At 69.7% G+C, this 13,092-nt stretch carries 12 protein-coding genes; 2 read left to right on the forward strand and 10 right to left on the reverse strand.

Going from position 1 to position 13,092, the window contains the following annotated elements; all coding sequences use genetic code 11:
* Positions 1-44: 44 nt before the first annotated feature.
* The 9 genes from DDT93_RS25505 to DDT93_RS25545 form a co-directional block, all read right to left on the reverse strand.
* Positions 45-1,256, reverse strand: a complete 1,212-nt coding sequence (locus DDT93_RS25505) for a hypothetical protein (protein WP_109468749.1) — start codon at positions 1,254-1,256, stop codon at positions 45-47.
* Positions 1,257-1,332: 76 nt separating this feature from the next.
* Positions 1,333-2,211 carry an SMP-30/gluconolactonase/LRE family protein gene (locus DDT93_RS25510; protein WP_109468750.1) on the reverse strand — a complete coding sequence of 293 codons (879 nt, stop codon included), beginning with the start codon at positions 2,209-2,211 and terminating at the stop codon, positions 1,333-1,335.
* Entirely contained in the window at positions 2,211-4,478 is a 2,268-nt protein-coding gene (locus DDT93_RS25515; RefSeq protein WP_109468751.1) for a 6-hydroxymethylpterin diphosphokinase MptE-like protein, read from the reverse strand. The genes DDT93_RS25510 and DDT93_RS25515 overlap by 1 nt, the downstream gene beginning before the upstream one ends.
* A 12-nt stretch (positions 4,479-4,490) precedes the next feature.
* Complete coding sequence (locus DDT93_RS25520) at positions 4,491-5,414, reverse strand: phosphoglycerate dehydrogenase (protein WP_109468752.1); 924 nt, start codon at positions 5,412-5,414, stop codon at positions 4,491-4,493.
* Between the two features lie 8 nt (positions 5,415-5,422).
* Complete coding sequence (locus tag DDT93_RS25525; protein WP_109468753.1) at positions 5,423-6,088, reverse strand: acylneuraminate cytidylyltransferase family protein; 666 nt, start codon at positions 6,086-6,088, stop codon at positions 5,423-5,425.
* The gene (locus DDT93_RS25530; protein ID WP_157960301.1) at positions 6,085-6,909 is read right to left on the reverse strand and encodes an inositol monophosphatase family protein; all 825 of its coding nucleotides are present in this window, start codon (positions 6,907-6,909) and stop codon (positions 6,085-6,087) included. The genes DDT93_RS25525 and DDT93_RS25530 overlap by 4 nt, the downstream gene beginning before the upstream one ends.
* A 2-nt stretch (positions 6,910-6,911) precedes the next feature.
* Complete coding sequence (locus DDT93_RS25535) at positions 6,912-7,538, reverse strand: D-sedoheptulose-7-phosphate isomerase (protein ID WP_109468754.1); 627 nt, start codon at positions 7,536-7,538, stop codon at positions 6,912-6,914.
* A gap of 27 nt (positions 7,539-7,565) precedes the next feature.
* Positions 7,566-8,558: a hypothetical protein gene (locus tag DDT93_RS25540; protein ID WP_109468755.1), complete on the reverse strand. Its 993-nt coding sequence runs from the start codon at positions 8,556-8,558 to the stop codon at positions 7,566-7,568.
* 17 nt (positions 8,559-8,575) lie between these two features.
* The gene (locus DDT93_RS25545; protein WP_198654975.1) at positions 8,576-9,613 is read right to left on the reverse strand and encodes a Gfo/Idh/MocA family protein; all 1,038 of its coding nucleotides are present in this window, start codon (positions 9,611-9,613) and stop codon (positions 8,576-8,578) included.
* Between the two features lie 390 nt (positions 9,614-10,003).
* Here DDT93_RS25545 and DDT93_RS25550 point away from each other — a divergent pair, with 390 nt between their 5' ends.
* Positions 10,004-10,753: a hypothetical protein gene (locus DDT93_RS25550; protein ID WP_109468757.1), complete on the forward strand. Its 750-nt coding sequence runs from the start codon at positions 10,004-10,006 to the stop codon at positions 10,751-10,753.
* A gap of 93 nt (positions 10,754-10,846) precedes the next feature.
* A complete protein-coding gene (locus DDT93_RS25555; RefSeq protein ID WP_109468758.1) occupies positions 10,847-12,268 on the forward strand; it encodes a mannose-1-phosphate guanylyltransferase/mannose-6-phosphate isomerase in 1,422 nt (473 codons plus the stop codon).
* Positions 12,269-12,286: 18 nt separating this feature from the next.
* On the opposite strand, the gene DDT93_RS25560 is transcribed toward DDT93_RS25555, so the two are convergent.
* Positions 12,287-12,604, reverse strand: coding sequence for a hypothetical protein (locus tag DDT93_RS25560; RefSeq protein ID WP_109468759.1), 318 nt, complete (start codon positions 12,602-12,604; stop codon positions 12,287-12,289).
* Positions 12,605-13,092: the final 488 nt, after the last annotated feature.

Consider the following 13,092-nt stretch of genomic DNA (forward strand, 5'->3'; position numbering starts at 1 on the left):
CCGGCGGGGGGCGATCCGCCGGGCGAAGGGGATCAGGAAGGGGATCAGGACTGGGCGAGGGCGCCGGCGATGCGCTCCTCGACGCGCCGGGCCGCGCGGGTGATCTCCCCGGGGCGCACCGTCGTGCCGCTCGCCAGCGAGACGAAGCGGGCGGAGTTCTGCAGCGCCTCCTCGTGGAAGTCGAGCCCCTTGCGGACCAGGTCGCCGTGCTCGGGCAGCAGCCGCAGGACCGTCTCGGTCACCGGGTCGGCGAGGGCGGGGGCGATGCCGGGGGTGACCTCGAGATAGAGGCAGACCGCGGGCCAGAGCAGCGGGTTCAGATCCGGCAGGGCCGCGGCCACGAAGGCGCTGGCCTCTTCCGACCAGGCGTCTGCCACCGGGGCGCTCTCGGTGCCGTCGTCGCAGTACTCGGGCCCGAGCACCTGCTGGTACTTCTCGTTTTCCTCCATGATGCGCTCGTACAGAACCTGTTGTTCGCCCTCGGTGAAGACGAACTTGCGCCCCGGCAGGTCCCAGAGCGGGCGCGCGTCGTCGTAGAACCGGTGCGGGTTCGGCTTGCGGTCGGCCGAGATCGGCTGCACCCGGTTCACGAAGCCGATCAGCCGGGTGGCGCGGTCGCTCATGCTGTCGTTCTTGCGGAAGATCTCGAAGGCCTCCGGGTCGCCGAGGCCGAGGGTCTCGATGAAGAAGCCGACCGGCCCGAGCGGATGGCGCTTGGCGCGGGCGAAGGGGTAGGTCTCGAGATGGCCGAGCTCGGCCTTCAGCCGTTCGATGGCGTCGAACTTGCGCACCGGCTTGAGCATGAACTTGTGCCCGTGCTTGATGTTCTCCTGCATGCCGCTGGCGGCCATCTCGGAGGGGCTGCGGACAAAGCAGATCGGATCGAGCGCCACGCCGAGGTCGTCGAAGAAGCGCCGGACCTCCGCCAGTTCGGGGGCGGCGAGGAGTGAGATGCCCTCGCCCGACATCAGCACCCTGTCACCGCTCCGCACCGCCTCGGCCAGCCGCTCGCGGAACATCGGCCGCGCCCAGGATTCCTCGTAGCCGCGGGACAGCAGCTGCTGGCGCCCGCGATAGCTCTCGAGGAAGGCCGCGTAGAAGGGCATGGCGTGGTTCGGGAACTGCCGGTCGCGCTCGTTCAGGACGACCGGGTAGTTCCAGCCGTTCCGCGCGAGGAGATCCCGGTTCCGGGACAGGGTCTGCTGGATCGACGTGGTGGCGGTCTTGTGCAGGCCGACATGGAGTTTCAGGCGCACGGGGATCCTCTCTGGCTCGGCGGTCTGGTCGAGGTTCCGACTGTCCGGGTTTGGCGGCGGGAGCGCAAGGGGCCGGTCATGCCGTCACCCGGGGTTCGGGGAGGCCGCGCCCGGCTCCGGGGACCGCGAAGGTCTGTCCTGCCGTCGCCTGCCAGCCGGGGCGGTCCTCCGGCAGTTTCTGGGTGGCGGAGGTGACGAAGAGGGTGGCGAGCCCGGCGCCGCCGAAGGCGGGGCAGGAGGTATGGCCGGTGGGCAGGTCGATGGCCGAGAGGAAGGCGCCGTCGGGGCTGTAGCGGGCCACCCGGGCCGAGCCCCACTGCGCGCTCCAGAGGCAGCCCTCGGCGTCGATCACCGCGCCGTCGGGCTTGTGCTCGAGCGCCTCGGGGGTGGCGCCCAGGTCGAGGAAGACCGCCTTGCCGCCCTCGGGCCAGCCGGTTCCGGGGTCGAGCGGCTGGCGCCAGATCTGCCGGGTTTTCGTGTCTGTATAGTAGGCGCAGAGCCTGTCCCGGTCGAAGCAGATGGCGTTGGGCGTGGTCAGCCCGGTCTCCAGCACGCGCAGTTCGCCCCGGTACCAGCGGTAGAGCGTGCCGGCGCCGGCCTCGCCCGCCTTGCCCATGGTGCCGACCCAGAAGCCGCCCCAGGGGTCGGCGCGCCCGTCGTTGGAGCGGGTCTCGGGGCGGTCGGCCTCGATCGGGCAGAGCATCTCCTCGGCGCCGGTGGCGAGGTCGAGGCGGGTCAGCCCGGTCTCGCCCGCGATCAGCAGGGTGGCCTCGTCGATCCAGCCCGCCGCGCTGACGCAGCGGCCGAGGTCGCGTTCATGGGTCTCGTCGCCCCGGCGCGACAGCAGCCTGCCGTTCACGATGTCGAACCAGAACAGCTGCTCCAGCCGGGGATGCCAGAGCGGCCCCTCGCCGAGGGTGCAGGTCCGGGCGTCGAAGATGCGTACATCGCTCATCAGGGCTCTCCGCGCGGCGGGAACAGGCTGTCGAACCCGGCCCGTTCGAAGATGTCGAGGGCGCTCTGGCGCGAGGCGTTCAGCACCCGCACCCCGCGCGCGGCGCAGGCGTCGCGGGCGCGGGCGTAGGAGACCTCGAGCACCTCGAGGTTGGGCTGGTTCCACTTCTCGCCCATGGTCCGGTATTCCGGGTGGAAATGGTTCTGCTCGCCCTCGTGCAGGTAGTACTGATCGCGCCGGACGCTGGGCAGCTGGTAGCTGTGGTCCAGGCCGATCAGCACGATCTCGGTGCAGCCGAGGAAGAGGGCGATCTGGATCTGGCTGTAGACGATGGTGGATCCCCAGCAGAGCCCGACCTGGAGATCGTCGCTGAATCCCGGGAAATCAGGGTCTGACAAGGGATCATCGAAGGATTTCGGGCCGATGAAGGGGGCAAAGACCGTATCCGCCGAATGGTAGCCGAAGAGGCGCATGTTGTCGGGGAAGATCTTGATCGTGCCGGTCAGCGCGGCGATCCGCTCGCGGTTGTTCTGGATCACCAGGCTGTCCTCGACCGAGTAGTAGTCGGGCCGCCACGAGGTCTGCTCGAAGGCGAGGTAGATCTTGTTGGAGGCGAAGGTGACCGCGTCGCCGAGGCGTTCGAGGTCGGAGATCGCGAGGCTGGGGCCGTTGCCGACGATGACGGCGCGCTGCCCGGCGTGGCGGTTCTTCAGCAGGGCGAGGGCAAGCTGGCTGGCGCGGTCCTGGTCGGCATGGGTGCGGACCGGGTCGTCGAGCCGGTTGCGCTGCAGCAGGGCCCGCATCCGCACCTCCTGGTCGCGCAGGGCGAGGTGCATCTCGTCGCGCAGCCGCTCCAGCTTGAGATGGGCGGCGGCCAGCGCGCGGTCCTGTGCATCCGGGCCAGGCAGCGCGTCGGGAGCGAGGCGCCGGGCCCATGCGGAAATGGCGCTCTCGCGCTGTTCGGCCCCGGCTTCGGCGGCGGCTCGGGCGGGCAGGCGCCGGGGCAGCGCGGCGGCGGTGCGGGCCAGCGCCCGGACCAGTTCTTCCGGCGGGGCCTCGGGGGCGGGCACCGGCAGGGCCGGGCGCGCGGGGGTCGCCAGCAGGGCGGCCATGGCGGCCAGCAGGTCGCGGGCGGTGGCCGGATCGGCGTCGATGGCCCCGGTCACGGCCGCGCCGAAGTCTCGGGCGAGGGTCTCGGGATCTCCCAGCCGCCCGGCCCGGGCGAGGGCGCGCCAGCGCGCCTTGATCGCCGCGGCACCGCCGGGGCGGGGATCCGCCGGACGCGGCTGCCAGAGCGAGAGCGGGCAGGTGGTGACGATGCCGGCGGCGGCGAGGCGCAGGTCATGGGCCATGTCCTGCCCCGGCGCCGGGAGGCCGGCGGCGTGCAGGTCGCGCAGGGCGAGGGCGCTCCAGCCGGCCGGATCGGCCCGGTAATCGGGCTGGCGGGCCCCCGAGGCGGCGGAGGCGGCGGCAACCTGCGGGGCGTCGGCCGCGAGGGCGAGATGCGGATCCGCCGCCTCTGCCGGGGCGGCGAGACGATGGCCGAAGCGCAGCTGCCCCTCGGCGAGGGCGGGCGCGGCGATCCGGCGCCCGGGGTGGGCGAAGCGCAGGAAGGCGGCAAGGCGGGCGAGCCCCTCGGCATGGCCGCCGGCGGGCACCGGCCCGGCCGCGCCAAGGCAGACATGGGTGAAGTCCCGGGCCGCCAGCGCCCCGTAGGCCGCTTCGTAGAGCCGCCGCCCGGGGCTGGTGTCGCCGGTCAGGACCGGTATCCCGGCCCCTTCGGGCGCGGGGGGCGCGGCGAACAGCACCGGGTGCAACTCGTCCCCGCCGTTCGCGGGCGCCAGGGCCCCGAAGGCCTCGGCCAGAGCCTGGTTCTCCGCCGCGCTGCCGCTTTCCAGCAGCAGCCCCACCCGCAGGTGCGGGGTGCGCGCCGGATCGTCGGTGCCGAAGTAGAAATCGAAGGCGGTGCCCTCGGCGACGCGCTCGATCCGGGGCAGCAGCAGCCCGGCGAGGTCGGGCAGGTGCAGGGGCGGGCTGAAGGCCGTGCCGGGGCCGGTCTGGTCCAGCCGGGCGAGGGTTTCCTCGCTGCCGTCGGGGCGGAGATGGACCAGCGCGACGCAGAGGTCGCCCGCCGTCACCTCCAGCCCGGCGCCGAAGAAGCGCAGCGGGGTGGCCTCGCGCCAGGCGTCGAGATCGAAGGCGTTTGCCAGTTCCGGAGCCAGATCAGGCTCTGATCCGGTGACATATCCCTGCAGGCGGTGTCTCATCGCGCGCCCGGGTCAGCCGCCGAGATGGGCGAAGAGGTTGTCGAGGGTATTGACATGGACATGTTCGATCGCCTCGACGGTGCTGTTGGCATTGTGGCTCGAGAGCGCGACGTTCTCGAAGCCCATCAGCGGATGATCCTGCGGCAGCGGCTCGGTCTCGAAGACGTCGAGCGCGGCGGCGGCCACCTTGCCCGAGGCGAGCCCGGCCACCAGCGCGGTTTCGTCGATCAGCCCGCCGCGCGCCACGTTGCACAGGATCACCCCGTCGCGGGCGCGGCCCAGCGTGTCGGCGTTCAGCAGGTGGTAATTCTCGGGCGTCTGGTTGCAGCAGAGCGTGATCACGTCGGCGCGCTCCAGCAGCGCCTCGAAGCTGACCAGTTCGGTGCCGTCCGGCGCGCTCTGCATGTAGGGGTCGTGGGCGATCACCTCCATGCCGAGGCCGCGGGCGCGCTGGCCCACGCCCTGGCCGATGGCGCCGTAGCCGACGACGCCCATGGTGCGCCCGGCCATGCCCGGGAAGCGGCCCTTGGGCCAGCCGCCCTGGCGGATCATGCGGTCGGTGCGCGCCAGCCGCCGGGTGGCGGCCAGCAGCAGGCCGATGGCATATTCGCTGACCGCGTCGCGGAAGGCGCCGGGCGAGTTGCAGACCGGCACGCCGAGCGCCTTTGCGGCGGCGAGGTCGATGGAATCGATGCCCGTGCCCCATTTGGAGATCACCTTCAGGCGCGGCAGGAAGGCCCGGAGCACGGTTTCGGTGATCTTGTCGTCGCCGGCGAGCCAGCCGTCGACCTCGCCCGCGAAGGTCAGGCACTGGGCCTCGTCCATGAACTGGTTCACCTCGGGCCAGATCGGCGTCACGCCCTTTTCGCGCAGCAGCGCGTCGAAGCGGTCGCGCTCGTTGATCATCATGATGTTGGAGACGAGAACGGTGCTCATGGCGGGGCTCACTTGTTCAGGACCGAGAGCAGCGCCTCGGCGATGTCGAGATCCTGCTGGGTCTTGATCACGTGGCCCGAGATCGCGTTGACCGGGTAGAAGGCGATCTTGCCGTTGTAGGTGCCGATGCCGCCGGCCTCGACCGCCTCGACATAGGGTTTTGCGCGCCAGCCGGTGATCGACCAGGTGACCCGCTGCACCGGCTTCAGATCCTGCGAGTTGGTCTTCTCGGCGAAGGTGAAGTTGACCGGCTGGTCCTGGTAGGCGACCTCGATCTGGTCCTCGATGCAGGAGAGCATGACATCGGCGTCGGAGGCGATGAAGGCCTCGGAGAAGGTCTTGACCTCCTCGGCGCTCAGCAGCGGGGCGATGGAATGGACCTGCACCAGCAGGTCGCAGTCGACGTTCTTGAGGAAGTCGTAGACGAACTGCTCGGAGGTGGCGACGGAATTGCCCAGCTCCTCGGGGCGCTGGTAGAACTTCACCGTCTCGCCATCGGCGAACTGGCCGAACTCGGCGTTCTCCGAGTTGATGTAGATGGCGTCGAAACAGCCCGCGGCGCGGCACTTGTCGATGGCATGGGTGATCAGCGGCTGCCCGGCCAGCGGCGCGAGGTTCTTCTTCTTCAGGCGCTGGCTGCCCATGCGGGCGGGGATCATGGCGACGGTCTTCATGGGGTCGGTCCTTTCCGGGGGCCCAGCGAGAGGGCGAAATCCGAGACATGGGTATCGAAGAGATCGGCGGGGGCACAGAGGCTGTGCTGCTCGGCGCCGATCCCGGGGGAAATGCCCTGTTCAGAGCCTGCATAATGGCCGTATCTCAGCCCGGCCTCGCGGGCGATCAGGGCCCCGGCGAGGTCGTCCCAGCCGCGTGCCTCGCGGCTGGCGACGAGGCTGACATGGCCGGCGGCGGCATGGCAGAGGTGCAGCGCCTGGCTGCCGAGGTTGCGCAGCTTGAAGCTGCGCAGCAGGCGCGACAGGGTTTCGGGGCTGTGGGCGGCGAGATCGGCGAGCAGGCCGGAGCTCAGCACCGCCAGCCGGGCGCCGTGGCCGCGCCGCGCCATCGGGGCGCCGTCGCGGAAGGCGCCGCCCCCGGCGATGGCGGAATAGGTGGTGCCCTGCACGATGTCGCGCACCGCGGCGAGCACCGGGGCGCCGGAGACCACCAGCACCACGGCGATGGCAAAGGCGGGCAGCCCGGCGACGAAGTTCACCGTGCCGTCCAGCGGATCGACCAGCCAGACCGGCCGGTCGCTGGTGTCCATCCCGGCAAAGCCCTCCTCGCCCACCACCGCCGAGCCCGGCAGCAGCATGGCCAGCTCGGCCTCGAGCCGGGCCTGCACCGCGAGGTCGACGGAGGTGACGAAATCGAGCCCGCTGTCGCCCTTCTCGGCGACCTCGACCGGATCGGCGAAGATCTCGGCGGCGATGCGTTCCAGCAGGGCCGGGAGAGCCGCGTGCAGGGCCGCCGCGTCGATCGCCGCTCCGGGGGGCAAGCTCAGAACTTCCGTTCGCCGAGCAGCCCCTGGTCCATGTGGCTGAGGCGCAGGTACTGGGTGATGATGTGGATGAAGCTCATGTGGATGTCCTCGACCACGCCGTAGTTGTGGGCGTCGACATGGGCGTTCACGTCGGCCAGCGCGCGCGAGCGGCCGCCGTCGAAGCCGGTGAAGGAGACCGAGCGCATGCCCTTTTCGCGGGCCACTTCCAGCGCCCGCACCACGTTGGGCGAATTGCCCGAGGAGCTGACGGTCCAGACCAGGTCGCCGGGGCGGCCCATCGAGGCGAGCTGGTAGGCGAAGACCTCGTCGTAGGAGATGTCGTTGGCCAGCGCCGAGTTCATCTCGGTATGGGCGGCGAGCGACATCACCCGCGGCATCAGCGCGGTGTCGGTGCGCACGCACTTGAGGAAGTCGCAGAGCGAGTGGTTGGCGATGCCGGCCGAGCCGCCGTTGCCGCAGATGTAGATGAAGTTGTCGCTGGCGATGGTCTCGCGCACCATTTCGGCGATGCGGTCGAGCGCGCTGAGGTCGCAGGCCCTGGCCGCGGCCGCGAGCTGCTCGAAATAGGCCGCGGAAAAGCCCGCGCAGGTCTCGAAGGGGGTGACGGGAAAGAGAGATGCCATATTAGAGCCTGTATCGGGGTCTTGGTGTCAGGTTTTCAGGACGAAGCGCATCACGCCGGAGCGCAGGCTGCGCTGGAGCAGGATCTGCAGGTCGCGCAGCCGGTCCCTGTCGGCCTCGCGGAAGAATCCGGACCAGAAGGGCACCGCGGCGCTCTCGATCTCGGTGAAGTAGCGCTGCAGGATCACCGCGTCGAGCCGCCCGGGCGTCGAGATCTCGAGGCAGTCGTAGCCGAGGCCCCGGGCCAGCGCCTCGAAGCCCTTCACCGAGAAGACGTTGAGCCGGTCGAGGGGCACGAAGCTGGGGGAGTCGGCGCCGAGGATCTCGTATTCCAGCCCGTCGGCGCAGGAGGTGGCGACGAAGACCAGCGTGCCCTCGGGGGCATGGTCGCGGATCGTCTGCAGCAGCGCGCGCGGATCGGCGCTGCGGTCCAGCTCGGCGTTCAGCAACACCGCGTCGGGCGGGCTTTGCCGCAGGGTGCGGGCGAGGTCGGCCAGCGGCTCGGAGTCCGGGGCCAGCGGCAGGAACTGCCAGCCGCGGTTCTGCGCCAGCCGCGCCACTGCGCCGGGCCAGGCCGGGTTCTCCGAGCAGAAGCGGTAGTCGAGCACCTGCGCCAGCGGCCGCCCGGTGGCGGCGCGCGCCTCGGTCAGGCGGATCCAGTTCAGCACCGAGACGAACTCGAACTCCTGGCGCGAGCCGGCGTCGGCCTCTGCATGGGCCTCGGGGCGCTCGGCCTGCAGCCGCGCCCGCAGCGCGTCGAGCGGGGCCTGGGCGGGCACCTTGGCGGCATAGATGGTGTTGCAGTGGCTGCAGCGGTGGAAGGGGATCAGCGCCTGGCTGAAGTTGCCGCTCTGCGAGCGGTCCTGCCCGCAGCCCGGGCAGGCGCGGTCATGCCAGGGGGTGGTGCCGTCGAGCAGCAGCTCGGTCAGGCCGCGCGCCCGGGTCAGCCGGTAGAGCTCGGACTTGCGGCTGGAGACGGTCGAGGCGTCGGGTAGTTCGTCGATGAAAACGGGGGTATACATGGGCCGGCCTTTCCGTTTCAGACCGCCCGCGCGGCGTGGCCCGCCCGCTGCGAGGTCCAGTCGGTGTCGGCGGCATAGATCCGCTCCACCAGGGTCATCACGTCGAGCGCCTGCTGCGAGGTGCCGCAGAGGACCGGGGCACCGTGCACCACCGCGTCGTGGAACTCGGCGATCTCCTTGTCCCACGAGCGGTCCTCGGTAAAGCGGATCTCCTGGCTCTCGGGGTTGGGGATCGGGTTGCCGTCCTGGTCGAGCCGGTTCAGCGCCACGTTCAGCACCTCGGTGCCGTAGGTGCCCGAGGCCGAGAGGATCCCGTTGACCGAGATGAAGCCGCCGCGGGTATAGAGCTCGAGGATGAACTTGTGCTGCCACTGGGTCGCCGAGGAATGCAGCGAGGCGACCACGCCCTCGGGGCTCTTCATCAGGGCAAAGGCATTGTCCTCGACCGGCACGTCGGTCCAGAACTTGCGTTGCACGAAGGACTGCACCTCGGAGAAGCCCTCGGCGAACATCAGGAACAGGTCCAGCATGTGGATGCCCTGGTCGATCAGGATGCCGCCGCCGGACTGGTCCGGGTCGTTGCGCCAGTTCTGCGCGTAGTTCGCGCCGCCCGCCTTGCCGTAGACGCCGCGCATGAAATAGAGGTCGCCCATGGTGCCCCCGGCGATCAGCTGGCGGGCGTTCTCGATGGCGTCGTGGAAACGGTGGTTGAAGCCGAACTTCAGCACCAGCTCGGGGCGCGTCGCCTCGGCCGCACGCATCCGGCGCACATCGTCTGAATTGCGCCCCGGCGGCTTTTCCGAGAACACGTGCTTGCCGCGCTTCAGCGCCTCGCAGACCACGTCGGGGATCATCATGTTGGGCACGCAGCAGAAGATCACGTCGGGGTCGTAATCGTAGACCTGCATCGGGTCGGTCATCAGCGGGATGCCGGCGTCGAACCCGGTGTGGGTGTCGCAGGCGGCGACCACCTCGAACCCGCCGTGGCGCTCCATCGCGCGGTGGCGGATCTGCCCCATCTTGCCGTATCCGATGATCGCAGCGCGTAGGGTCATGTCGCCTCTTTCTTCCCGCGGGGTCGGAGCTGTCGTCCGCCTTGCCCGGATAGGTTCCTTCGCCGCGCCCCCGGCCGCTCCGGCAGGCTCCGTCCGATCCGGCACAACCCTCGTTAAATGCGAGAAAAACAACGCTCCACACGCAGCGCGGGCTGTCGTTTTCAAGCGCGGCGCAGCCGTTATACACGCAGGGCTTGGTGGCGCAAGGCAGTTGTGCCCGCCCCGGCGGGACCGCGCGTGAGGCGAGTCCGGGGCGGCGCCGGGAGGCCCGGACGGCGGGGCGCGCAGTTGCATTTCCCGGGCGTTTGCCCGAAGAGATCGGAGGCCCCCGCACGGGGCGCAAGGCCCTGGAGGGCCGACCGATTTTCCCGGACCCGGAGGACCGAGCAGATGACCAGCCACCTTGTCGACGAGAGATTTTCCACGCTGCTGGCGGCGCTCGGCCAGGGCCGCGCGGCGGGGGCCCCGTCGGCGCTGGATCCGGCCGGCCTGCCGGAGACGCTGGCCGAGGCCTACGGCATCGCCATGGCGCAGGCCCCCGAGGTCGCCGCCTGGAAGATCGGCGGCGCCAACCCCTGGTCGCAGAAGGTCTTCGGCAATGCCGAGGTGTTCTTCGGCCCGCTGGTCCCGGACGAGCTGCAGGTGTCGGAGGCAGAGGCGGGCGCGCTGCCCCTCGCCGGGCTCTGCGCGCCGCTGGCGGAACCCGAGATCATGCTCGAGATCGCCGATCCCGAGGCCGGGACCTTCGCGCGCATGGGGCTCGGCTTCGAGATCCCGGCCAGCGTGCTGCCCGAGGCGGCCAAGCCGCGCCTCGCCGGGCAGGTCTGCGACCGCGCCGGGGCGGGGGCGCTGTGGATCGGGGCGGTGCGCCCCTTTGACGGCGCCGCGCTGGAGGCGGCGTTCCCGGTGGGGTTCGACCACAACGGCGGCGCCCCGGTGGCGGGCGACAGCGGCAACGTCAAGGGCGGCCCGGTCGGCGCGGCGCGGGAGTTCCTCGGCCTCGCCGCGCGCTACGGGATCGCACCGGCGCCGGGCCAGTGGATCGCCACCGGCGGGCTCTGCCCCGCCGTCGCGGTGCGCCCCGGCGACCGGGTCGGGCTGGACGCCCTCGGCACCCGGGTCGAGCTGCGGTTTTCCTGAGCCGGCACGCGCAGGGCGGGTGACGGCGGCCCTGCGCTGCGCTAGCCTTCGGGCACGCCCGCCCGGCATCATTCAAAGGACAAGGCCATTTCCATGATCACTCCCATTCTTCTCTGCGGCGGCTCCGGCACCCGCCTCTGGCCGCTCTCGCGCAAGTCCTATCCCAAGCAGTTCGTCCCGCTGGTGGGCGAGACCACCCTGTTCCAGGCCTCGGCCGAGCGGCTCTCGGGCCCGGGTTTCGCCGCGCCGCTGGTGCTCACCAACTCCGATTTCCGCTTCATCGTGACCGAGCAGCTGGCCGGCGCGGGCATCGACCCGGGCGCCATCCTGATCGAGCCCGAGGGGCGCAACACCGCGCCCGCGGTGCTGGCCGCGGCGCTCTGGCTCGAGCAGCGCGACCCCGAGGGGCTGATGCTGGTGGCGCCCTCGGACCACGTGGTGCCTGACGCGCCCGCCTTCCGCGCCGCGGTCGAGGCCGGGGCCGCGGCCGCCGCGGCGGGGCGCCTCGTCACCTTCGGGATCAAGCCGACCCATGCCGAAACCGGCTATGGCTACCTCGAACTCGCCGAGGATCCGGGCGCCTTCGAGGCGAAACCGCTGACTCTGAAACGCTTCGTCGAGAAGCCCGACGCCGCCCGCGCCGAGGAGATGGTGGCCGCCGGCACCTACCTCTGGAACGCGGGCATCTTCCTGTTCTCGGTCAAGGCGATCCTCGCCGCCTTCCGCGCCCATGCGCCCGAGCTGATCTCCCCGGTGCAGGCGGCGGTGGCGCAGGGCAAGCCCGACCTCGGCTTCCTGCGGCTCGACCCGGAGGCCTGGAGCGGGGCGGCCGACATCTCGATCGACTACGCGGTGATGGAAAAGGCCGACAACCTCTCGGTGGTGCCCTTCGCCGCCGGCTGGTCGGACCTGGGCGGCTGGGACGCGGTCTGGCGCGAGGCGGGGCCGGACGAGAAGGGCGTCGCCACCTCGGGCGAGGCCACGGCGATCGACTGCACCAACACGCTGCTGCGCTCGGAGAGCGACCGGCTGGAAGTGGTGGGCATCGGGCTCGACAACGTGATCGCGGTGGCGATGAACGACGCGGTGCTGGTCGCCTCCAAGGACCGCGCGCAGGACGTGAAGAAGGCGGTCGACGCGCTGAAGGCCAAGGGCGCGGCGCAGGCCACCCATTTTCCCAAGGACCACCGCCCCTGGGGCTGGTTCGAGAGCCTGGTGATCGGCGGCCGCTTCCAGGTCAAGCGCATCATGGTCCACCCGGGCGCCGCCCTGTCGCTGCAGAGCCACCACCACCGCTCCGAGCACTGGATCGTGGTGCAGGGCACGGCCAAGGTCACGGTGGATGCAGAGGTGAAGCTGGTGACCGAGAACCAGTCGGTCTACATCCCGCTCGGCGCGGTGCACCGGATGGAGAACCCCGGCAAGGTGCCGATGGTGCTGATCGAGGTGCAGACCGGCGCCTATCTCGGTGAGGACGACATCACTCGCTACGAGGACGTCTACGCCAGAGACTGAGTACGCTATCTTCCGTTGTTATTTTGTCGGTTTGGTAAGCTGAACTTTACCATCAATCGGGCCGAACACCCCATCGTACTCGATGCCTGCAGCTTCGGACATTTCCGTTATGGCATGGAGCCAGCCGTCTCGATTTTCTCGGATGGGCGAGCGTAAGAAGGCTCCGTCTGGTGTGAGCGCCCAGCCTTCGGGAGAACTGGTCATCAAATAGAAGAAGAGGTTGTCTCGGTGCTCCACGTCAATGACCTGTGTGACAATGTGCTTTCCTGAGCGGACAGCCGCAGCCAAGTCCTTTTCTTTGATGCGAGATGGGAAGAGGCGATCCAGAAAACTCATGTCTAGTCCCCCCTTAAAGCGGGAAGTAGGAGTTTGAAGAGAGGTGAGGTTCGTATGAGCCAGAGTTGGTTAGGTGCATGGTCTTAGCTCCTCTGAGTCGCGGCCGTTTTATCAGATAGGGACTAGTGGTAGTTACCTGACCTAGTGGTTTCTTGCCAGCGATGGGTGAAGCGCTACTGGCTTACTCAGGCCTTTGCTTTCCAAGTGTGAGATGGATTCCATGCTGGACGACAGCATATCTTGCAACGAAGGTCTCGAAGCCACAGGCTGATCCCGCAAGGATTCCAAGGTTGCGCAGGTTTACGTTTCGCACTCGAAAGGTTGACAGAGGGAAACGTTCAGGGTTGCGCACGTAAACCTTTTGACCTGCCCCCCGCGAAATCCCTCATCGTAGTGTAGAGTCTGCGCCAACACTGAAGGAGCAGACGAATGCGAAAGAGCCGTTTCACCGAGGCGCAGATAATCGGGATGATTAAGGAGCAGGAGGC

The sequence above is a fragment of the Albibacillus kandeliae genome, from assembly GCF_003116585.1.
Classification (GTDB): domain Bacteria; phylum Pseudomonadota; class Alphaproteobacteria; order Rhodobacterales; family Rhodobacteraceae; genus Albibacillus; species Albibacillus kandeliae.

Bases quoted from the DNA above. Each gene is read 5' to 3' on its own strand.
- DDT93_RS25510 (WP_109468750.1), bottom strand. From the start codon at position 2,211: ATGAGCGATGTACGCATCTTCGACGCCCGGACCTGCACCCTCGGCGAG.
- DDT93_RS25515 (WP_109468751.1), bottom strand. From the start codon at position 4,478: ATGAGACACCGCCTGCAGGGATATGTCACCGGATCAGAGCCTGATCTG.
- DDT93_RS25520 (WP_109468752.1), bottom strand. From the start codon at position 5,414: ATGAGCACCGTTCTCGTCTCCAACATCATGATGATCAACGAGCGCGAC.
- DDT93_RS25525 (WP_109468753.1), bottom strand. From the start codon at position 6,088: ATGAAGACCGTCGCCATGATCCCCGCCCGCATGGGCAGCCAGCGCCTG.
- DDT93_RS25535 (WP_109468754.1), bottom strand. From the start codon at position 7,538: ATGGCATCTCTCTTTCCCGTCACCCCCTTCGAGACCTGCGCGGGCTTT.
- DDT93_RS25540 (WP_109468755.1), bottom strand. From the start codon at position 8,558: ATGTATACCCCCGTTTTCATCGACGAACTACCCGACGCCTCGACCGTC.
- DDT93_RS25545 (WP_198654975.1), bottom strand. From the start codon at position 9,613: ATGACCCTACGCGCTGCGATCATCGGATACGGCAAGATGGGGCAGATC.
- DDT93_RS25550 (WP_109468757.1), top strand. From the start codon at position 10,004: ATGACCAGCCACCTTGTCGACGAGAGATTTTCCACGCTGCTGGCGGCG.
- DDT93_RS25555 (WP_109468758.1), top strand. From the start codon at position 10,847: ATGATCACTCCCATTCTTCTCTGCGGCGGCTCCGGCACCCGCCTCTGG.
- DDT93_RS25560 (WP_109468759.1), bottom strand. From the start codon at position 12,604: ATGAGTTTTCTGGATCGCCTCTTCCCATCTCGCATCAAAGAAAAGGAC.